Below are 19,793 nucleotides of genomic sequence, written 5' to 3'. Positions count from 1 at the left end.
CTCTCCTGCCTCAGTAGATTTCGTGGAGAGCCTGGAGAACCAGTGGTCCGACCAGGCCTACGGGGTTGTTGACAGCCCGAGCGGTGGAACCCTTCCCCGCCTCGATGTAGGCCGCCAGATCGCTTTCACGAACTCCGTATGCGGACAGCCGCGGGGACCAGCCCATGTCGGAGAGCAGACCGGCGAAGTGGGCGGGCATCCCAGCGACCGTCAGGCCCCACGCCACCGCCACGGACTCAAGTTGCGCACGGACGTGGGCGCGTCCGCGGACGTCCTCGCAATGGGCTTCCAGATGCTCGGCGTTGTAGGCGTACAGCCACTGGAGGTTGAGCAGGCAGGCCACACCGTGCGGTACCCCGTACTGGCGGGTCAGCTGGTACGCGAACGCGTGCGCGGCAGTCGTCCGGGTCATGTTGATGGCCGCCCCCGCGTCAAGCGCCGCCCGCGCCAACCGTTCGCGGACCTGCGGCGAGGTGTCCTTCAGGCCGTTGCCGAGCGGGCCGACGAGCCCGTCCAGCGCGCGCAGCGCGTCCGCCCGCGAGCCATCCGTCGATCGGCGGGCCCAGAGCGACTCGACCGAGTGGCAGAGTGCGTCCATCGCGCAGCTGGTCGCCACGGCAGGCGGACAGCCGGCGGTGAGATCCGGGTCGACGACGGAGCGGGTGGCAGCGGCCAGCGGATGGTCGAGAGAGTACTTGCGGTCGCCGTCGAAGACCGTCGCGAACTGTGTCACCTCGCTGCCGGTGCCGCTCGTCGTGGGTACCAGGACAAGGGTGTCGACTGCCGTGGACAGGCCGTCCGGCGTCCCGGTCAGGCAGCGCAGCGCGGCCGCTCGGTCGGTCGGCAGCGCACGGACGAGTTTGGCAGTGTCCATGGCGCTTCCCCCGCCGACGCCGACGACCACCGTCGGCCGCCAACTGTCCCTCAGCACACAGCCGGCCAGGGCGTCGTCGAGGTCGGGGTTCGGCCGGAAGCCGGAGAACAGCCGGTGACGGGGGCTGCCCAGCCAGTGTCCCAACCCGGCCCTCGTCAGACCGCTCTCGGTGGCGACGACCAGCACGCGCTCCGGCCCGTACCCGTCCACCAGGGCGTCCAGCCCGTTCACCGCGCCGGCACCGAATTGCACCTGGCGCCGGTCAACTGTCACGGAGGCGCTCCTCGGCACGCAGCCGCTCCGCGAAGCCCTCGCGGATGTCGCTGGTGCTCATGGCGGCTGTCGCTCGGGAGAAGGCGGATACGCCGCCGTTCTCCACGCGCGCGACGACGAGGTGCGGGCCGCGGCCCCGGAGCGCGGCCCCGAGGGCTTCCATGACCTCTTCGACGGTGGAGCACAGGCGCGCGGACGTGTAGCCGGCCGCCCGGGCCACTCCGGCGAAGTCCGTGGAGCGGGAGGTGGTGGCCTGTCCGCCGGTGGACTCGTAAGCCCCGTTGTCGAACACGAGATGGACGAAGTTCGCCGGTGCCGCGGCGCCGACCGAGGACATCGTTCCCAGGTGCATGATGGCCGCGCCGTCCCCGTCGAGGACGACTACGGGTACACGCGGGGACCGCAGGGCGACGCCGAGCCCGAAAGCGGCCGCGTGCCCCATCGAGCCTTGCATGTAGAAGTGGTTCTTGGAGCCGGTGACGCCGAACAGCTCACGCGACGTGTAGCCCGTGGTCGAGACGACGGCGGCTCCCTCCAGCAGCGGATCGATGGCACGTAGCACGTCCACCCGTCGGAGGCCCGCCGCCTGCGGGGCGGCGCCTGAAGCCCGGTACTGCTCGACAGCGCCTTTCTGGGTGAGAACGAACACGCTCCTACGCGCAGCCAGGAAGCCCTCGGCCTCGTCAAGGACCGAACCGAGATCCGTGGCGGTGGCGGGCACGGTCACATGCGGAACGCCGACGGCGTCGAGGATCCGGTGCGTGGACGTGCCCATCACCGCGTGCTGTGGTTCGTCCTGCTTGGGGTCGGGCCAGCCGCGCAGGCTCATGAACACCACTACGGGGATTCCGTAGGTCTCGGTGAGTGAGGTGAGCGGGTTCACGAGATTACCGAGGCCCGAGTTCTGGGCGATGACGGCCGAACGCCGCCCCTCCACGGCCGCGCCGGCCGCCGCCGCGAGCGCGGCTCCCTCGTTCGACGCCGCGAGATAGCGTCCCTCTCGGGTCAGGCGCTCAATCGGTCCGGAGAAGTACGAGCAGGGGACGCCGGCGACGAAGTCGATGCCGCGTTCCGCCAGCGTCGTGCAGAAGTTTTCATTGGATATCACGCTTCGAGTGCCAGCCAATCATCGAGTTTCTGCAGGCCGAAGACGTCGGAGACCGGTGCGATCTCGTCCTCGACGCCGAGCGAGGTGCCGTCGGCGAAGATGGTGCCGAAGGTGCTGCGCAGCGCCTGGACAGTGGCGCGTAGTCCCTGGTTTGCGTAGATCACCACTGATACGCCGTGCTTCTCGGCCTCGGCGGCCGACCACTGCGGGTACGTGGTGGGCACGATCACGACCGGTCGACGACCGTCCCAGCCATCGAGGAACGCGACGATCTCGCTCTGGTCACGCTGCTTGGAGTGGATGAGGATGGCGTCGGCGCCGCCATCGGCGTAGGCGTAACAGCGTTCCAGGGCCTCGGCGACGCCCAGCCGACTGATGAGTGCCTCGCACCGGGCGATGACGTAGAAGTCCTCACCGCGCTGAGCGGCTTTGGCCGTCCCGATCTTGCGGACGAAGTCGGCGGTGGGCAGCAGGTCCTGCGCGGCCGCGGCGAAACTGTTCACCTTCGGGTAGAGCTTGTCCTCGATGCAGACGGCGGTGATGCCGGCCGCCTCGTACTCGTGCACCATGTGCGCGACGTTCAGGTTGTTTCCGTAGCCGGTGTCCACGTCGGCGACGACCGGGATGTTGATCGCCTTCTGCATGCTGGCGGCGGCCGCGAGGTACTCGGTCATCGTCAGGACACTGGCGTCGGGCAAGCAGCGGGAGGCGGAGACTTCGAGGCTCGAGGCCCAGACCGCCTGAAAGCCGGCTTGCTGAGCCAGCGTGGAGCCGAGGGCATCGTGGGCACCGGCGACGCGCACCAGTTCGCCGGACGCCATCAGCTTGCGGAACGAGATTTGTCTGGCCGTCAACGTTGCTCCTTGTGGTCGTGGCAGAGCGAGCCGGCACGCTTCCGATGTGCCTGCGCGGCTCCTGATGTACCGGCAGCGCGGCTTGGCCGAGGTGCGGCCGCTTTCGGACGAGAACAGCCAGTTCTCAGGACGTGAGAGAGCCGGCGAGCTGAGGATGAACCGCCCCGATCCAGGTGCGCAGCATCAGGCGCTGGTGATCGCCCTGCAGGTCCTGGAACTCGACACGGCCGTGCAGAGTCCATCGGTTGTCGATGAAGATCATCTCGCCCTCCCGGAGCCGGCCCCGGGACCAGAGCTCCGGGGAGTCGAGAAGGCCGTCCAGCAGGTCGAACGCCCGGACCTGCGCATCTGTCAGCGGGGCGATTCCCGGCCGACGGTGCCCGATCTCGATGTACTCCCGCAGGTAGTGGACGTGGTCCTTGCCGTGCCTGGCCTCAAGGACGGGGCGGAGTGTCGTGCGTGGTGCGCCGGGAGTGTCATCCCTCGTGTCGAAGTGCACCGGACGCCGGAGGGTTTCGAGCACACCGGCGTGCTCACCCAGCCGTTCCAGCAGGCCGGGGAGTCGAACGAGCACGAGGTCACCGCCCACGGCGGCCTGGTGGATGCAGGTCAGGGTGAAGTAGTCCGGCACCGAGCCCGGGCGGTGAGGTGAATCAGTGTGCAGGTTGCCGCCGGTGCGGGAGTCCGAATATCGCCCGGTAGCCCCTTCGCCGAGCTTCATCCCGCGGTCGCGGACCTCCCGGAGCAGGGTGCCCGCGCTGTCCTGCGGCAACAGGTCTCCGAGCGCCGACGATGCCGCGAGTGCAAAGGCCTGGGACTGCGCCAGGTCCAGATGTTGCAGGCCGGTAAGAACGAAGCAGCCGGGCTCGCCGTCAAGATAGCGCCGCGCATATGGCTGCAGTTCCGCGCGCAACTGGTCGAGGGTGAAATCCTTTGTCAGCTCTTTGGAAACTTCGAATCGTACGCTGTCGAAGCTGTCCTGCGTAGTCATGCTGAATCCTTTGGCGGAAAATCGCCCTGGCACAGCCTCAGGCCGCCGTGAGGCGCGGGCAGGTGCGGACGCGAGGTCGCCCGTAGTCGGCTCGCCTGAGTACAGGCTTGGGTTTACGGGGCCTCTGAGTCGGGAGAGGACATTGCCGGCGGGTCTCAGTCACCGCGTGCGGCAACTGGTGCATAACCGGCACACGTCGGTCGTAGGACCTGACGGCGCAAAGCACCACGTTCCCAGCCAAGCTTCATAGCTCCCCCGTACTTCGAGCTCACAGAAACGTTCTTGGAATGATCATGAGCCTTGTCGAGTGAAGGGCACATGTCAAGGAAGTTAAGTCAAGGAAAAGCAAACAGTGACCCATGTCAAAATTCAGGTAATTTTCCCGAGGCCGGTACGTGCGAATTGATCCCGCATGGTATGTGCCACGAAAAAATGTGAGGACGTTGACGCGCCGCTCCAGTGCTGCTTAAATCCTCACTTGATCTTCGCGGCCAACGCTTCGGACCCGTTTAACCGGTTACGCTCCGCCGTTGCTCCGCTGCATCGCCGAAGACCGAGCGGTCTGTGGCATCAGGCCGTCGGCGCGAATCTCTCGAATACCTTCCATCGAGCAATTCTCCGCTGACGCATCAGCCTGATTTCCAATCGATTCTGGGGGTTCAAATTGGCAGCTCAGCCAACCGCGCGCAGCGACGGGGAGAACGGTGTCGTCCTGCGACACCTTGTTTTCGGAGATGTCGCCCACCAGTACTCCGTCGAGCCGCATCCGGGAATTCCGATGCTGGTGGTCGGGCTGGCTGGGGAGCCTGGCGAGGAGGCCCGGGCGATGGAGTTCGTGCGGGCGGCGCAGACCGCGGCCCACCGGGTGACGGTGATCGGTGGCGATGGCTCGGAGCGGTCTGCGGCGCAGCCCGTCGAGCCCCTGCCGAGCTGGGCATCCACCGGCTTCGCACCCGCGTTCGAGCACTATCTGCGCGCCTCCTTCGGGGCAGGGGCCGACGGGCTCGACGAGCTGCGGGATCTCACCCCACTCGGCCCCCTGATGCTCCTGCGGACGCATCAGGGTGCGCATCCGTACACCGAGGTCCTCATGTGTGCCCGAGTGAGGGCCGTCGGCACGCTCTTCGCCCGAGTCGGCCGATTCGACCACGCGAGCGAGAGCGGAATCGCAGAACTGGTCTCCCAGGCGCTTTCCTTCACCGACTCGCTGCGGGACCGCGTCCGAATCGAGGGGAATGCCTATGTCACCTACGAGCAGGGCATCGAGATCGAGCAGAAGATCAATCTGTTCAAAGCCCCCTCGATCTGGTCAGTGACCAGAGGGCTGTGGGCTGCCGTAGAGAACGGCGAATTTCCCGGATTCATCACGGATCCTGGCTACGAGCTCACCCGATGGCATTTCGTGCAGCACAATTTCGAGATCCTCGGCCCGGCCGGCGAAGTGGGTCACATGGCCTTCCAGGAGCTTCCGGACGAAAAATATCAGCTGAAACGGAAGCGCTTCCCCAAGGATTCATTGCGGCGCGAAGAGACATTCCGCAAGGGAATCGAGGTGCCCGCCAAGGACTTCGAAGGATTCCTGTCAGCGGAATACCCCGAGCTGAATTTCCGTCGCCTTCCGAGCTTCCTGCGGACCCGTTTCGACATCAATGTCCAGTCCGTCATCACCGGCCATTACTTCGGCATCGAGACGGATGAGGTCAATGTGGTGACGGATTCCCGGCCGGCGAGGCTGCGCCAAGTCGAGATGGAGTACCTGGAGACGCGCTGGCACGAGGGGATGGACGGCGCGTCGATCGATGCCGATCTGGACCGTCTGACCGGTCTGGTGGAGAAGCACCTGGCGAAGGCCGGTGTCGCCGCCGAGCGCAGCTTCTACTCCAAACTGTCGTTCCTGCGGGACTACATGGACGGGACAGGCGCCGAGCAGGCCTTCTCCTGAATTCGACGCCGGTAGCTGCGGGTGTCGCCGCCACCGCGGGATGGGCAGCGGCTCCCACGGACGTGCCCTAACGCAAGGATGTGCGGTATGAGAAGCAGTCGAAGGACCATTCGTTCCTTCCGGGACATCACCGAAGGTGAAATCGACCTGAGACGTCCCATCGTGACCCTGTTCAGCGGTGGACTGGACAGTTCCTATCTGCTGTACAGGCTCGTGCAGGCCGGTGCCACCCATGTGCATGCCATCAGCGTCGGCCTGGACGGAGACGAGGAGACCTCCCAGCTTCAGCGAATTGCGGACACGCTGGGGGTCCATCTCCAGATATCGGACGCCCGGGTGTCCTTCGTGGAGGAATTCGTCCGCCCAGCGATCGCCGCGGGGTCGGTGTATCTGGACACCCATCCGATCAGTTCGTCACTGAGCCGCCCACTGATCGCACGCATGGCGCTGACCGCGGCGCGGGAGATCGACGCCTCGGTCATCCTGCACACCGCGAATCGCTCGCAGAACACCCTGCGCCGACTCAACGGAGCCTTCAAACTCCTCGGATTCGAGGGGCACTACGGAAGCCCCTATGAACTCGATCCGGTTGCTCGCGAGGTGAAGATCAAGGAACTGGGTTTCGCCGGCCTCGACGAGATGGCTGAGCGCTCCGCCAGCGGCGACTCCAACCTCTGGTGCCGGGAGTTCGAGTCCGGCGTTCTGGACGACCCCGAGGAACACTCCGTACCCGAGTCCTACTACCGGTGGAGCGCCCTTCCTGACGCCCAGGTCGTCCCCGAGGACGTCGAGGTGACCTTTCGGGCCGGCGTCCCTGTCGCTCTGAACGGCCGTGAACTTCCGCTTCTGGAGATCATCCAGCAGCTGAACCCCGCCGTCGGCGCCCATGGCCTCGGCCGCTATACGGGCCTGGAGCACCTTCCCGGCGGAGTGAAGGTCCTGGAGGTCCGCGAGATGCCGGCGGCCTGGCTTCTCCTGGCTTCCCGTCGCCACCTGGAGACCGCGGTCCTCGACGCCGAGACGATCCGCGAGAAAATGCACATCGAGCAGGTATGGGTGCGCGAGGCACTGGAAGGGCGCTGGTTCGGCGAACTGCGGTCAGCCTGCGAGGCGTTCGTCCTGGAACTGGCGGCGCCGCTCAACGGAACGGTGCGGTGGCGGCTGTCCGGTGGCAGGACTTCCACCATCGCCATCGTCGCGGATGCCCCACTCTACGTACGCAATCGAGAGGACTGGGAAGAGTCCTCGATCAGGCAGGAACTCGCCCACTCAGACGGAGGGAACGGACAGTGGTAGAGAAGGGCCGCTCGCAGCAGTGCCTGGTCCTGATCGACGCGACCGTCAACACAGCAAAGGCGGCCCACGCCCTCGGCTGCCACACGGTCTTCGTCCGGCAGCCCGGCTCATGCGCCCAGGACCTGGTGGACGACCAATCAGGTTACTACTCCGTGGACTTCACCGGGGACGCGTACGAAAGCTTCGTCGACGAGGTACTCCGCCCGCTCAACCCCATCGCGGTGGTTTCACTCAGCGCGGCAGGCATCGCGCCGGCCGCGGTGGCCACTGAGCTGCTGAGTACGCCCGGAACGCCCACGTCGGTCCTGACCGCACTGGCAGAGGGCGTCCGACCCGCGGTCGACGCCAACGGGCGCACGGTGCTGGTGCACTGCTTCGCGACCGACGGTGTTCACGAGCTGGTCTCGGTGGCGCCCCGGGAGTCGTTGCCCGACTGCCAGGAACAGGTCGGACCTGAAGCCATCCTGCGTTCGACGGAACGCGAAGCAGCCTTCCGTGCCCTGCGGGAGTTGCTCGACGGGGCCGGGCTGAAGAACGGCTTCGTACGCGCCGAGGTCGAGCTCTCCGGCGGAACACCACGGGTCGTCAGCATCCAGCACCACGTGGACGACGACGAGGCCGCGCTCCTGCGTCAACTGACCGGTACCGACCTGACACGCCGCGCCCTCGAGTGGCCCCTGCAGTCGCACGCAGCCCGGCCCACCGCACCGAGCGAAGGACTGGGTGGGAACACTCGATGAAGCCGATCGCCCTGTTTATCAACAACCACCCGTACTCACACTTCGACCGTGGCGGTCGCTACATCCTCCCGGTCTCCGAGATCGACATCCATATGGTGACCCGCAACCAGGCTCACGGCGGGCTCAGCGGATTGAACCAGCACCCCCTCGCACACGTCGCGGTCTGTGACGCCGAAGAGGAGGCCCGATGGCGTGCGATCTGTGAGTGGACTCTGCGCAACCACCCGATCAGTCGGGTCATCGCAGTCCATGAACGGGCGGTACTGCTGGCGGCTGAGATGCGTTCGAAGTTCGGACTGCCTGGCATGCCGTTCGAGACCGCTGAGCGCTTCCGCGACAAACTGAGGATGAAGGAGGCCGTGCGTGCTGCCGGCGCCGCGGCCGTACCGGAATTCATCGCACTCGACACCCCGGAAGACCTGACCGGGCTCGACTGGCGCCTCGGCCGCAAGGTCATCAAAAGCCGGCGCGGTCTGGCTGCCAAGGATCTCTACATGGTCGACACCCTGGAGGATGCCCGTCGCGTCGTCGCCGGCCTCGACCTCTCCGGCGGGCACTACGGGCTGGAGGACTTCGTAACCGGCCAGATCTACCACTGCGACTCAGTCGTGCGGGACGGGAAGATCAGGTTCACCAGCATCGGCAAGTACCTCGCCGACCCCGCCAGTTATGCGCCGGGCAGCATCTTCGGCACGGTCCTGGTCAGCGAGGGTGAGCTGTCGAAGAGGATCAACGAGTTGAACGAGTCAGTTCTCTCGGCGCTGGGCCTCCAGGACGGGACCACGCACCTGGAGCTGTTCCACACGCCCGAGGACCGGCTCGTCTTCTGCGAGGTCGCCGGGCGACCACCGGGCGGCATCATCCCGCCGGTGATCGAGTGGCAGTACGGCTTCAACATCATCGAAACACAGATCAGAATCGACGCCGGCCTCGACATCTCGTTGGGTTCTGCTCCGGCTGCCCGGGACGGCGGCACCTGCGGGTTCATCGCCTTCTACCCCGGCGGCGGGACAGACCGCACCATCGATCCCCAGCGATTCGCTGCGCTGGGCATCGTGGAACACCTCAGCCACGGCGGCGCCGGTAACGGCCGCGGCGGTGTGCGCCACTCCACGGACTTCCTCGACTCCTACGTGGTCAGGGCCCCGGATGACGCCACCCTCCTGCGCCGGATCGCCGACATCGAGGCTGAGTACCGCGGTTGAGCACGCCGCTCCCCAACATGCCGCGAGACTCCTCCGCCACCGACCCGTACTAGTCTCATGATCAGAATGACTTCCGGCAAAGGAAGTTCACCAACACACCACACCATCCTCGGAGGTGGGCCATGGCAGAGCAGGCACGCTCGCGCATTTCGGCGTACGGAATCGCCACGATGGAGAACCAACTGCTGCTGACCCGGCTCTCGGAGGCTTCACCAGTGTTCCTCCCCGGTCTGTGGCATCTCCCGGGCGGCGGGATCGACCCCGGCGAGCAGCCGCAGGAGACGCTGGTGCGCGAACTGTACGAGGAGACAGGACTCGAAGTCCTCGACTCCCACCTGGTCGATGCGCGCAGTTACGCGGCCCATCGGCTCGGTGTGCACTGGCACCTCGTGGGGCTCTTCTATCGCATCGACCTCAAGCCCGGCACGGTGCGGGTCACCGAGAGCGACGGGTCCACGGCCGAGGTCCGCTGGATGCCGCTGGCCGACCTCACGGACTCGGTACTGTCCCCCGCGGCCATCGACAGCCTCGGCATGATCGGTCGACCGTAGACGGCAAGTCCAAGCATGCCTGCGACCTGAGTGCAGGACAGCCCGTCACGCTCAGGCTTCGCGGGTAGTCGTCTGCCGTGCGTGACGCTGCTTGCCCGGTGGCAGGGCCTGTCCGCGGAGGTAACGAGAGAGCGGGCTTGCTCCACGCCGACCCGCAGTGCGCCGGGCAGCAGTGAACGCAGAGGTGGCAGACCGCGTCGGCCCGGGACCGGAAGGCAGGGTCGGCGGCGCAGCCGGGCCGGACGGGGACTCCCTTCATCGTCGGCGCGATGAGTCGGGGTCAGACGGATGACACGGGGAGGACGTCCGGGGACAGCGCGCCCACGCGAGCGGACGCGGCAGTCATCCGGCGCCGGTGGTGGCGACGGCAGAGAACCTCGTAACCGACCTCGCCCGCCGCACGGTTCACGTCGCCGACCACGACCTGCGCCCCCTCGACGATCATCTCACCCTCTATGGTCCGCGCGTTGTGCGTGGCACGGGCTCCACACCAGCAGAGAGCCTCGACCTGCAGCTGCTCGATCCGGTCCGCCAACTCGATCAGTCGCTGCGAACCAGGGAACAACCGGGTACGGAAGTCCGTCGTGATGCCGAAAGCGAAGACGTCCATCTCCAAGTCGTCCACGACGCGGGCCAGCTGGTCGATCTGTTCCGGGGCGAGGAACTGCGCCTCGTCCACGATCACGTAGTCCACCCTGCCGCCCTGGGAGAGCTGATCGACGAGGTGCGCGTACAGGTCCATCCCCTCGGAGGCCTCGACCGCCTCCGTCACCAGCCCCAGCCGGGAGGACAGCTTCCCCTCCCCCGCCCGGTCGTCACGGGTGAAGATCACGCCCTGAAGCCCTCGCGCCGAACGGTTGTGTCCGATCTGCAGGGCCAGCGTGCTCTTTCCGCAGTCCATCGTTCCGGAGAAGAACACAAGCTCGGGCATGGCGGGGTGAGCACCTTTCGGGAGGGGCGGGGGGGGGTGGGCCGGGCTGGGGACGGGCTCTATGTGCGTACTTCGAGGAGGGGGACGAGCTGCTCGACGGGGGTCATCGAGCCGTGCATGCCGACCATCGCGGACTCGTGCGGCTCGTTGCGGGAGGCGGTGATCACCACGTCGTCGTGGGCCGCCGCGACGACGTCGCCGATCCTGCCGCGCACCCGCTCGTCGATCCGTGGGCCGAACCAGCCCGCCTCGACGGCCTCGTCACGGCTCGCCACCCAGAACTGTTCACCGAGCACCTCGCGCCAGACCGTCAGCACATCGGCTTCGGCGCCCGGGACGGCGTAGACATGGCGCGCACGGCCCTCGCCGCCGAGCAGGGCGACGCCCGCGCCCAACTCCCAGTCCTCGTCGAAGTCGATCCTGGACTGCTCGTCGAACGGGATGTCGATCATGCCGTGGTCCGCGGTGATGTACAGCGCCGAGCGCGGCGGGAGCTGCTCGGCCAGGCGCCGGGCCAGCCCGTCGACGTACATCAGCTGACCGCGCCAGGCGTCGGAGTCGATGCCGAAGCGGTGCCCCTTGCCGTCGACCTCGCTGTAGTACGTGTAGACGAGGGACCGGTCGCCGGCGGCCAGCCGCTCGGCGGCGACGTCCATCCGTTCCTCACCCGTGAGCCGGCCGAGGAACGAGCCGCCGCTGAGCGCGACCTTGGTCAGGGGGGTCTGCTCGAACGTGGGGGCCGAGACCTGGGCGGTACGCACTCCGGCGGCGTCGGCCAGCTGGAAGACGGTGGGGTACGGCTGCCAGACCTTCGGCGGTGTCCACGGCTTCCAGCGGAGCTGGTTCATCAGCTCGCCGGTCTCCGGGTTGCGGACCGTGTAGCCGGGCAGGCCGTGCTCACCCGGCGCGAGGCCGGTGCCGACCGAGGCCAGCGAGGTCGCGGTGGTGGCCGGGAAACCTGCCGTGATCGGACGGCCCGTGCCGCCGCGCGAGGTGGGCAGGAGGGAGTGCAGGAACGGCGCCTCGTCCGGGTGCGCCTTGATCTGCTCCCAGCCGAGGCCGTCGATCAGGAAGACGCAGTTCCGGTCCGCGGGAGTGAGCTCGGGCATCGCCGCCGTGAAGCCGGGGACGCCCTGGCCCGCGACCAGGGTGGGGAGCAGGTCGGCGAGCGAGCCGCTGCCGTACTCCGGGACGGGGGCGGTGTCGACGGGCAGCGGTACGGGGTCGTCCTGCCAGGCCGGCTGGGCCATCAGCGGTCGGCCGCCGTCGCGGCCGTGGCCTCGGAGAGCGCCTGGGCGAACGCCAGCGTCTGCCGCACGGTGTCGGGGCCGTCACCGGCCTCGCTGACCCGCAGGCTCAGATCGTCGGCGGTGGAGCTGCCGGTGTAGCCGTGGTCGGCCTCGCAGTTGGGGTCGCCGCAGGCGGCGGGCTCCAGATCAATCCGGGAGACGGCGCCCCAGCCGATCGTCAGGACGACCTCGCGGGGCAGCGTGCCCGGGACGTACTTCTCCGGGTTGGCCACGACCCGGCTGACCACGACCGAGGAGATCCGGTCGAGCTTGACCGACTCGGTGGAGGTGGTGGCGTACGGCGTCGGGGAGCTGGTGTCGGCGTTCTGCTCGTCGGTGTGACTGACGATGAAGCGGGTGTCCGTGAGCACCAGCACCGTGACGTGCCTGCGCACCTCGTTGGAGTCGAAGGTCGTCTCCTGGTGGACCAGGTACGAAGCGACCGGCTCACCGCCCACGGCGGCCTCCACCGCCTCGGCCACGAGGGCCGGGTAGTAGCCGCTGCGCTCGATCGCCGCGCGCAGCCCCTGGGTCGTCGTACCGGTCTTAGCCATGGGCACCATCCTACGGGGGGCTGATGACTGCCGGGGACGTGCTGCCGCCCCCCGGCGGGACGGTGCGGCGGGCGGTGCGGGTCAGTAGTTCGACAGCCTGCGCGGGCCGAGGTCCGTCCGGGCCGGGGGCGGCGAGAGCCGGACGCTCGCTCCGAGGACGGTCAGCCCGTGGGTGGCGACCACCACCGGTTCCAGGGCGAGGGAGACCACCTCGGGGTGGTCGTCGACCAGCCGGGAGACCCGCAGCAGCAACTCCTCCAGGGCGGGGGTGTCCACGGGCGCCGAGCCGCGCCAGCCGAAGAGGACCGGGGCCGCCCGGATGGACCGGATCAGTTCGGCGGCGTCGCGGTCGGTGGCGGGGACCAGCCGGTGCGCGGTGTCGCCGAGGAGTTCCGAGGGCGCGCCGGCGAGGCCGAAGGAGAGGACGGCGCCGGCCGCCGGGTCGATGGTGGCCCGCACGACGGTGTCGACTCCGCGCGGGGCCATCGACTGCACGACGGGCCGGAGCTCGGCGGGCTTGCCGAGCAGGTCGGTCAGTTCGCCGTACGCCCGGCGCAGCGCGGCCTCCGAGTCGAGGTCCAGGCGGACTCCGCCGAGGTCGGCCCGGTGGCGGAGGTGGGGTGCGGTCGTCTTCAGCGCCACCGGGTAGCCGAGCCGTGTCGCCGCTGCCACGGCCTCCTCGGGGCCGGGGGCCGGGAGGGTGGGCCGGACGGTGATGCCGTAGCAGGCCAGGAGTGCGCTCGCCTCGTCGTGTTCCAGAGGCCTGCCGCGCGGATCGGGGTCCTGGCCGAGCAGGGTGTCGATGAGGGCTGCCGCTCCCTGTTCGTCGATGGTGTCGTCGAGGAACTCGGGCACCTTTCCGGGTACGGCGGCCTGGCGTCGCCACTGGGCGTAGCGCACGGCTTCGGCGAGCGCGCGGACGGCGCGTTCGGCGGCGGGGTAGGCGGGGATCCGTCCGACGGCGCGGGGGGCGTCGGGGGCGGCGTCGTCGGCAGCCTTGCCGGGGGCCGGGGTTGCCGGGGTTGCTGCCGGAGTGGTGGGCGGTTGGCCTGCGGGGCGCCCCGGTACCCCGAGGGCGGGCGACGCCGTGGCCGGACGTTGTTGTGCCACCGTGCTGGTCGCGGCGGCCAGGGCTTCGGCGAGGCCGCCGATCTCCACATGGACCACGGCCACCGGCTTGGCCGGACCGGTCGCGGCCGCCGCGTGCAGGGCCGTGGCCAGGACCTCGCCGTCGCCCGACTCCGCCTCTCCGTTCTCGCCCACCCACGGGATCGCCGTCACGACGACCGCGTCGCAGCCTTCGTCGGCCAGCGCCTCGGCCAGGGCGTCCCGGAAGTCCTGCGGGGTGGCGGCGGTGGTGAGGTCGATGGGCGGGCGCGGGCGCAGCCCCTCCGCCAGGCAGGCGTCGTACGTGAGCAGCCCCAGGGACTCCGAGTTGCCGAGGATGGCGACCCGTCCGCCCGCCGGAAGCGGCTGGTCGGCGAGGAGCAGGCCCGCGTCGACCATCTCCGTCACCGTGTCGACGCGGATCACGCCCGCCTGCCGCATCAGCGCGGAGACCGTGGCATCCGGGATCCGGCTGATGGGCACCGCGTGGCCGGGCGGCGTGGAACCACTGTGCCGGGCGCCCTTCACCACGACGACCGGCTTCACGGCAGCGGTCCGCCGGGCGAGGCGGGTGAACTTGCGGGGGTTGCCGAGCGACTCCAGGTACAGCAGGGCGACGTCGGTGTCCGGGTCCTCGTACCAGTACTGGAGGAAGTCGTTGCCGGAGATGTCGGCGCGGTTGCCGGCCGAGATGAAGGTGGAGAGCCCGGCGCCGCGCCGGTAGAGCCCGGAGAGCAGGGCGATGCCGATCGCGCCGGACTGGGTGAACAGCCCGATGCGTCCGGAGGCGGGGCGCTCGGGTGCGAGGGAGGCGTTGAGGCGGACGGCCTCGGAGTTGTTGATGATGCCGAAGGCGTTCGGGCCGATGATGCGCATGCCGTACGAGCGGGCCTGGCGCACCAGTTCGCGCTGGCGTTCGCGGCCCTCGGCCCCCCACTCGGCGTATCCGGCGGACAGGACGACGAGCCCCTGGACGCCGTGTTCCCCGCAGTCCGCCACGGCCTCGGGAACCCGGTCGGCCGGTACGGCGACGACGGCGAGGTCGACCGGTTCGCCGATCTCGCCGAGGGAGCGGTGGGCGGGCACACCGTCGATCGTGGCCTGGTCGGCGGCGAACGCGCTGTTCACGGCGTAGGTGCGGCCGGTGAAGCCGGCGCCCAGGAGGTTGCGCAGGACCGTGCGGCCGACGCCACCGGGGGTGCGGCCGGCGCCGATGACGGCGACGGAGCCGGGAGCGAGCAGCCGCTGCACGGAGCGGGCCTCGGCCCGCTGTTCCCGGGCGCGTTGGACGGCGAGGGACTCGGCGGTCGGTTCGAGGTCGAGGGTGAGGTGGACGGAGCCGTCCTCGAAGCTGCGCTGCTGGGTGTATCCGGCGTCCCGGAACACCTTGATCATCTTGTTGTTGGCGGGCAGCACCTCGGCGGCGAAGCGACGGATGCCGCGTTCGCGGGCGACGGCCGCGATGTGTTCGAGGAGGGTCGAGGCGACGCCGCGGCCCTGATGGGCGTCCTGGACGAGGAAGGCCACCTCGGCCTCGTCCGCCGGGGTCGACGCGGGCCTGCCCCGCGCGTCGATCCGGTCGAAGCGGACGGTGGCGATGAACTCGCCGCCCACCGTGACGGCCAGGCCCACCCGGTCGACGTAGTCGTGATGGGTGAAGCGGTGGACGTCCTTGGCGGAGAGCCGGGGGTAGGGCGCGAAGAAGCGGTAGTACTTCGACTCGTCGGAGACCTGCTCGTAGAAGCTGACCAGCCGGTCGGCATCGTCCGTGGTGATGGGCCTGATGCGCGCGGTGCCGCCGTCGCGGAGCACCACGTCCGCCTCCCAGTGATCGGGGTAGGCGTGATGCGGACTCTGCTCCGGAGAGGGCTGCATGGGCAAAGCGTACGACTCCGGCAGCGGTCGCGTGGGGCCCGGGGCCGGGGCAGTCTGAGGGTGGCCGGGCGACGGTGCGGCGCGGGTGGTAAGCGGTCCGCGGGTCGGCCGGGAGCATCGCGCACTGCATGAGAGACTGGTCTAGACAACCATTGATTCGTGAAGGGCAGAACCATGGCTGAGCGCCGCGTCAACGTCGGTTGGGCCGAGGGCCTGCACGCCCGCCCCGCTTCCATCTTCGTCCGTGCCGCCACGGCTTCCGGCATCCCGGTGACCATCGCCAAGGCCGACGGCAACCCGGTGAACGCGGCCTCCATGCTCGCGGTGCTCGGTCTCGGCGCGCAGGGCGGCGAGGAGATCGTGCTCGCCTCCGAGGCCGACAACGCCGAAGCCGCTCTGGACCGTCTGTCCAAGCTCGTCGCCGAGGGGCTCGACGAGCTTCCGGAGACCGTCTGACCCGGACAGGTCACACACGCGGGAATTCCTGCGAAAGAGCCGCGGCACCCCCGACCGGGAGCCGCGGCTCTTTTGTTCAGATTTGTTCAGCAAAGAGGCGTGGACCGCCGAAGAGCCTCACCGGGCGAATTCGGGCAGCGGAAACAAAGGCCGCAGGGAATGCCTGTTCTTTGTATACGGCACAATTGTTAATGTCGGCCGCTCGGGGTGTTTACGGCATGTTGCGAAGTCCTCACCCGGTCGGGGCGGGCCGCTGCGGTGTCCGGCCGGCCGGGGCGGCGCGGACGGTACGCGGCAGTGGCCCGCTCCGCGTGCTGGGCGGTCAGGGCCCTCGCCCTCTCCGCGTCACCGCGCGCCACGGCGTCGACGATGGCTCCGTGCTCGGCCCAGGAGTCGGCCGGACGGGCCGGGTGCTCGATCGCGAACATCCAGGCGGTCTTGTGCCGTAGTTGGGTGAGCAGCGCGATCAGGCCGGGGCTGCCGGAGGACTGGGCCAGCGTCTCGTGGAACCAGACGCCCAGGGAGCGCAGGTCCTCGCCCTCTCCCCGGCGGGCACGCTCCTGGCCGAGCCTGACCAGGCCGCGGAGCACCTTCAGGTGCGCGTCCGTACGGCGATGGGCCGCGCGCGCCGCGCCCAGCGGCTCCAGCAGCATCCGGACCTCCAGGAGGTCGGCGGCCTCCTGCTCGGTGGGCTCGGCGACGCAGGCTCCGGCGTGTCTGCGGGTGACCACGAAGCCCTCGGACTCCAGGGTGCGCAATGCTTCCCGTACCGGCACGCGGGACACCCCGTAACGGCGTGCGAGCACCTCCTCGGTGAGTCGGCTGCCACGCTCGAAGACACCCGAGACGATGTCTTCACGGATTGCCGTGCATACCGAATGCGCCGGAATGCGCATGTCCGAACCTCCGCCTTAATCCCCGCGAAACACGGCCGATCGACGCCTGTCCTGCGACTCTATTGCAATGCGGTCGCATTTCCGACGGCGGGTGGAAATTCATGAATATCTTTTGGCATCCGGCCGTTCGGGCACGGCCCGTGCGGACCGTCCCGGAACGCGGACACGACGAAGGCCCCGGCGTGAGCCGGGGCCTTCACCGAGAAGTCTTCGTCCCGGTCAGACCGAGACGCCATGGGCGCGCAGGTAGGCGACCGGGTCCATGTCGGAGCCGTACGAGGGGGTGGTGCGGGCCTCGAAGTGGAGGTGCGGGCCGGTCGAGTTGCCGGTCGAGCCGGAGAGACCAATCTGCTCGCCGCCGCCGACGCTCTGGCCGACGGTCACACCGATCGAGGAGAGGTGGCCGTACTGGGTGTACGTGCCGTCCGTCATCCGCAGCACGATGTTGTTGCCGTACGCCCCGCCCCAGCCGGCTTCGACGACCGTACCGGCGCCCACGGCGACGACGGAACTGCCGGACGCGGCGTGGAAGTCGATGCCGGAGTGGCTGCCGGAGGACCACATGGAGCCGCTGGACTGGTAGCCCGTGCTCACGTAGGAACCGGCGACGGGGAGCTGGAAGGAGCCGAGCCGGGTGCGCTCGGCGGAGCGGGCGGCGCGGGTGGCGCTCTCGCGGGCCTCCTCGGCGCGGGCGGCGGCCTTCGCCTTCGCGGCGGCCTTGGCCTTGGCGGCCGCCTTCGCCTTGGCCTCCGCCTTCTTCGCCTCGGCCTTCTTCTTGGCTTCGGCCTTCTTCTCCGCAACGTCGGCCTGGTGCTGCTGGGCGTCCGCCTGTGCGTCGATCCGCTCGGCCAGGGTGCCTTCGATGGCGATGATCTGAGTGAGGCCGGTGTCGCTGACGGCGGGGGTCTCGGTGTCCGCGGCGAGGGCCGGGGAAGCCAGTCCTCCGATGACGCCGGTGGTGGCCAGAGTCGCGATGCCGACGGCCTTCGCGCCGGTGCGCGTCAGACGGCTCGGGGCACGGTGCTTCCCGGTGGCACGGGTGAACGCCATGAAGTGGCTGGTCCTTTCCTTCCTTCTCGCCTACCGGGTTAGCTGACGGGTTCGGAGCAGGAAGGTCTCCTACGGATCCCCCGGCCTCGCACGAGGCTCAGGCATCCGATTCACCCCAGGGACTACGTGGGTCCCCGGCTCCCCTGGCTCGCGCCTGACGGGGACTCGGCGATGACTGCCCGGTACGTCACGGATGCGGCATACGAGTGACGGACAGCCGAGCCGACGCTAGACGGGGGCACTTCCCGCCACCAAACGGACAGGCCGTTTTGTAGCGCATCCCACAGGGCAGACGGGCAACCTCTCCCACAAAGCAGACAAACCGGAAGGTCCTGACGGAGACCGCTCCGCCAGGACCTTCCGGTGACCCATCCGTTTGCCCGGGTATCGGGTGAAGTGACCGCTCGGCTCAGCCGGTCACGACCGACACCTCACCGATACCGAGCGCCCGGACGGGGTCGGCGATCCGCGCGGCGTCCCCGACCAGGACCGTGACCAGCCGGTCCTCCGGGAAGGCGTTGACGACGGCCGCCGTCGCCTCCACCGTGCCGGTGTCGGCGAGGCGGGCGTAGAGATGCGCCTGGTAGTCGTCCGGGAGGTGCTGCTCGACCTGGTCGGCGAGGGTGCCCGCGACGGAGGCCGCCGTCTCGAACTTCAGCGGGGCCACACCCACGAGGTTCTGCACGGCCGTCTCGCGCTCGGCGTCCGTCAGCCCTTCGGCCGCGAGCGTCCGCAGGACCTTCCACAGGTCCTCCAGCGCCGGGCCGGTGGACTCCGTGTCCACGGAACCGCTGATGGCGAGCATCGCGGCGCCCGTCGCCCCGGAGGCGGAGTCCGGGGCCGAGGAGCGCAGCACCTGGGCGAAGGCCCGCACGCCGTACGTGTAGCCCTTCTCCTCGCGCAGTACCCGGTCGAGCCGGGAGGTGAGCGTGCCGCCCAGGCAGTAGGTGCCGAGCACCTGGGCCGGCCAGACGCTGTCGTGCCGGTCGGCGCCGATGCGTCCGATCAGCAGCTGCGTCTGCACCGCGCCGGGACGGTCCACGATGACCACCCGGCCCGTGTCGTCGGCGGTGATCGGCGGGACGGGGCGGGGCTCGGCGGTGTTGCCCGACCAGTCACCGAGGGTGTCGGCGAGCAGCGCGTCCAGGTCGATGCCGGTGAGGTCCCCGACGACCACGGCGGTCGCGGTGGACGGGCGGACGTGGGCGTCGTAGAAGGCGCGCACGGCCGCGGAGTCGATCCGGGCCACGGTCTCCTCGGTGCCCTGCCGGGGGCGCGACATGCGGGCCGTGGCCGGGAAGAGCTCCTTGGAGAGCTGCTTGGCGGCACGGCGGGCCGGGTTGGCCTGCTCGTGCGGGATCTCGTCCAGCCGGTTGCCCACCAGCCGCTCGATCTCGCTGTCGCTGAAGGCCGGGGCCCGCAGCGCCTCGGCGACCAGGCCGAGCGCCTTGGCCAGCCGGGAGACGGGGACCTCCAGGGAGACCCGGACACCGGGATGGTCGGCATGGGCGTCCAGGGTGGCGCCGCAGCGCTCCAGTTCGGCCGCGAACTCCTCGGCGCTCCGCTTGTCGGTGCCCTCGGACAGGGCACGCGACATGATCGTGGCGACCCCGTCCAGGCCCTCGGGCTCGGCGTCCAGCGGCGCGGCGAGGAAGATCTCGACGGCGACGACCTGCTGGCCCGGGCGGTGGCAGCGCAGCACCGTGAGGCCGTTGGGCAGGGAGCCGCGCTCGGGTGCGGGGAAGGCCCAGGGCCTGGCCGTGCCAGGGGCGGGCTGCGGGTGGTACTCCATGGAAACTCC

17 protein-coding genes and 1 riboswitch are annotated in these 19,793 nt (G+C 69.2%); of the genes, 6 read left to right on the top strand and 11 right to left on the bottom strand.

Features of this window, described 5'->3' with window-relative positions; all coding sequences use genetic code 11:
• Positions 1–10: 10 nt before the first annotated feature.
• The 4 genes from ACFYPA_RS32635 to ACFYPA_RS32620 form a co-directional block, all read right to left on the bottom strand.
• A complete protein-coding gene (locus ACFYPA_RS32635) occupies positions 11–1,147 on the bottom strand; it encodes an iron-containing alcohol dehydrogenase (protein ID WP_359317404.1) in 1,137 nt (378 codons plus the stop codon).
• On the bottom strand, positions 1,137–2,255 hold the full coding sequence (gene aepY, locus ACFYPA_RS32630; RefSeq protein WP_359084721.1) for a phosphonopyruvate decarboxylase: 1,119 nt from the start codon (positions 2,253–2,255) through the stop codon (positions 1,137–1,139). The genes ACFYPA_RS32635 and aepY overlap by 11 nt, the downstream gene beginning before the upstream one ends.
• On the bottom strand, positions 2,252–3,109 hold the full coding sequence (locus ACFYPA_RS32625; protein WP_389135977.1) for an isocitrate lyase/phosphoenolpyruvate mutase family protein: 858 nt from the start codon (positions 3,107–3,109) through the stop codon (positions 2,252–2,254). The genes aepY and ACFYPA_RS32625 overlap by 4 nt, the downstream gene beginning before the upstream one ends.
• 124 nt (positions 3,110–3,233) lie before the next feature.
• A complete protein-coding gene (locus ACFYPA_RS32620; protein ID WP_389135974.1) occupies positions 3,234–4,100 on the bottom strand; it encodes a TauD/TfdA family dioxygenase in 867 nt (288 codons plus the stop codon).
• Positions 4,101–4,764: 664 nt separating this feature from the next.
• Here ACFYPA_RS32620 and ACFYPA_RS32615 point away from each other — a divergent pair.
• The 5 genes from ACFYPA_RS32615 (at position 4,765) to ACFYPA_RS32595 (ending at position 9,834) form a co-directional block, all read left to right on the top strand.
• Positions 4,765–6,042 carry a hypothetical protein gene (locus ACFYPA_RS32615; RefSeq protein ID WP_389135972.1) on the top strand — a complete coding sequence of 426 codons (1,278 nt, stop codon included), beginning with the start codon at positions 4,765–4,767 and terminating at the stop codon, positions 6,040–6,042.
• 87 nt (positions 6,043–6,129) lie between these two features.
• On the top strand, positions 6,130–7,338 hold the full coding sequence (locus ACFYPA_RS32610; protein ID WP_359084729.1) for an argininosuccinate synthase-related protein: 1,209 nt from the start codon (positions 6,130–6,132) through the stop codon (positions 7,336–7,338).
• A complete protein-coding gene (locus ACFYPA_RS32605) occupies positions 7,332–8,078 on the top strand; it encodes a hypothetical protein (RefSeq protein WP_389135969.1) in 747 nt (248 codons plus the stop codon). The genes ACFYPA_RS32610 and ACFYPA_RS32605 overlap by 7 nt, the downstream gene beginning before the upstream one ends.
• Positions 8,075–9,283: a hypothetical protein gene (locus ACFYPA_RS32600; RefSeq protein ID WP_359084732.1), complete on the top strand. Its 1,209-nt coding sequence runs from the start codon at positions 8,075–8,077 to the stop codon at positions 9,281–9,283. Before ACFYPA_RS32605 ends, ACFYPA_RS32600 begins: the two co-directional genes overlap by 4 nt.
• A gap of 122 nt (positions 9,284–9,405) precedes the next feature.
• Positions 9,406–9,834 carry an NUDIX domain-containing protein gene (locus tag ACFYPA_RS32595; protein ID WP_359084734.1) on the top strand — a complete coding sequence of 143 codons (429 nt, stop codon included), beginning with the start codon at positions 9,406–9,408 and terminating at the stop codon, positions 9,832–9,834.
• A 280-nt stretch (positions 9,835–10,114) separates the two neighbouring features.
• On the opposite strand, the gene ACFYPA_RS32590 is transcribed toward ACFYPA_RS32595, so the two are convergent.
• From ACFYPA_RS32590 to ACFYPA_RS32575, 4 genes are all read right to left on the bottom strand, one after another.
• Positions 10,115–10,765: a thymidine kinase gene (locus ACFYPA_RS32590; RefSeq protein ID WP_359084736.1), complete on the bottom strand. Its 651-nt coding sequence runs from the start codon at positions 10,763–10,765 to the stop codon at positions 10,115–10,117.
• 59 nt (positions 10,766–10,824) lie between these two features.
• A complete protein-coding gene (locus ACFYPA_RS32585) occupies positions 10,825–12,015 on the bottom strand; it encodes a nucleotide pyrophosphatase/phosphodiesterase family protein (protein WP_359084738.1) in 1,191 nt (396 codons plus the stop codon).
• Positions 12,015–12,608, bottom strand: a complete 594-nt coding sequence (locus ACFYPA_RS32580) for a DUF5998 family protein (RefSeq protein ID WP_359084740.1) — start codon at positions 12,606–12,608, stop codon at positions 12,015–12,017. The genes ACFYPA_RS32585 and ACFYPA_RS32580 overlap by 1 nt, the downstream gene beginning before the upstream one ends.
• Positions 12,609–12,689: 81 nt before the next feature.
• Positions 12,690–15,590: a GNAT family N-acetyltransferase gene (locus tag ACFYPA_RS32575; RefSeq protein WP_359317412.1), complete on the bottom strand. Its 2,901-nt coding sequence runs from the start codon at positions 15,588–15,590 to the stop codon at positions 12,690–12,692.
• Positions 15,591–15,764: 174 nt separating this feature from the next.
• On the opposite strand from ACFYPA_RS32575, the gene ACFYPA_RS32570 reads away from it, so the two are divergent.
• A complete protein-coding gene (locus tag ACFYPA_RS32570; RefSeq protein ID WP_123462851.1) occupies positions 15,765–16,046 on the top strand; it encodes an HPr family phosphocarrier protein in 282 nt (93 codons plus the stop codon).
• 188 nt (positions 16,047–16,234) lie between these two features.
• Here ACFYPA_RS32570 and ACFYPA_RS32565 read toward each other — a convergent pair whose 3' ends face one another.
• From ACFYPA_RS32565 to ACFYPA_RS32555, 3 genes are all read right to left on the bottom strand, one after another.
• Positions 16,235–16,942, bottom strand: coding sequence for a GntR family transcriptional regulator (locus tag ACFYPA_RS32565; RefSeq protein ID WP_359317415.1), 708 nt, complete (start codon positions 16,940–16,942; stop codon positions 16,235–16,237).
• 219 nt (positions 16,943–17,161) lie between these two features.
• On the bottom strand, positions 17,162–17,992 hold the full coding sequence (locus tag ACFYPA_RS32560) for a M23 family metallopeptidase (RefSeq protein ID WP_359084747.1): 831 nt from the start codon (positions 17,990–17,992) through the stop codon (positions 17,162–17,164).
• Positions 17,993–18,004: 12 nt separating this feature from the next.
• A riboswitch (cyclic di-AMP (ydaO/yuaA leader) is annotated at positions 18,005–18,173 on the bottom strand.
• Positions 18,174–18,401: 228 nt separating this feature from the next.
• The gene (locus ACFYPA_RS32555) at positions 18,402–19,784 is read right to left on the bottom strand and encodes a pitrilysin family protein (RefSeq protein WP_359317470.1); all 1,383 of its coding nucleotides are present in this window, start codon (positions 19,782–19,784) and stop codon (positions 18,402–18,404) included.
• Between the last annotated feature and the right edge of the window lie 9 nt (positions 19,785–19,793).

This window comes from Streptomyces sp. NPDC005775 (assembly GCF_042871565.1).
Lineage (GTDB): Bacteria > Actinomycetota > Actinomycetes > Streptomycetales > Streptomycetaceae > Streptomyces.
The sequence above is the reverse complement of the archived record's forward strand: the minus strand, read 5'-3'. Positions and strand labels throughout refer to the sequence as shown.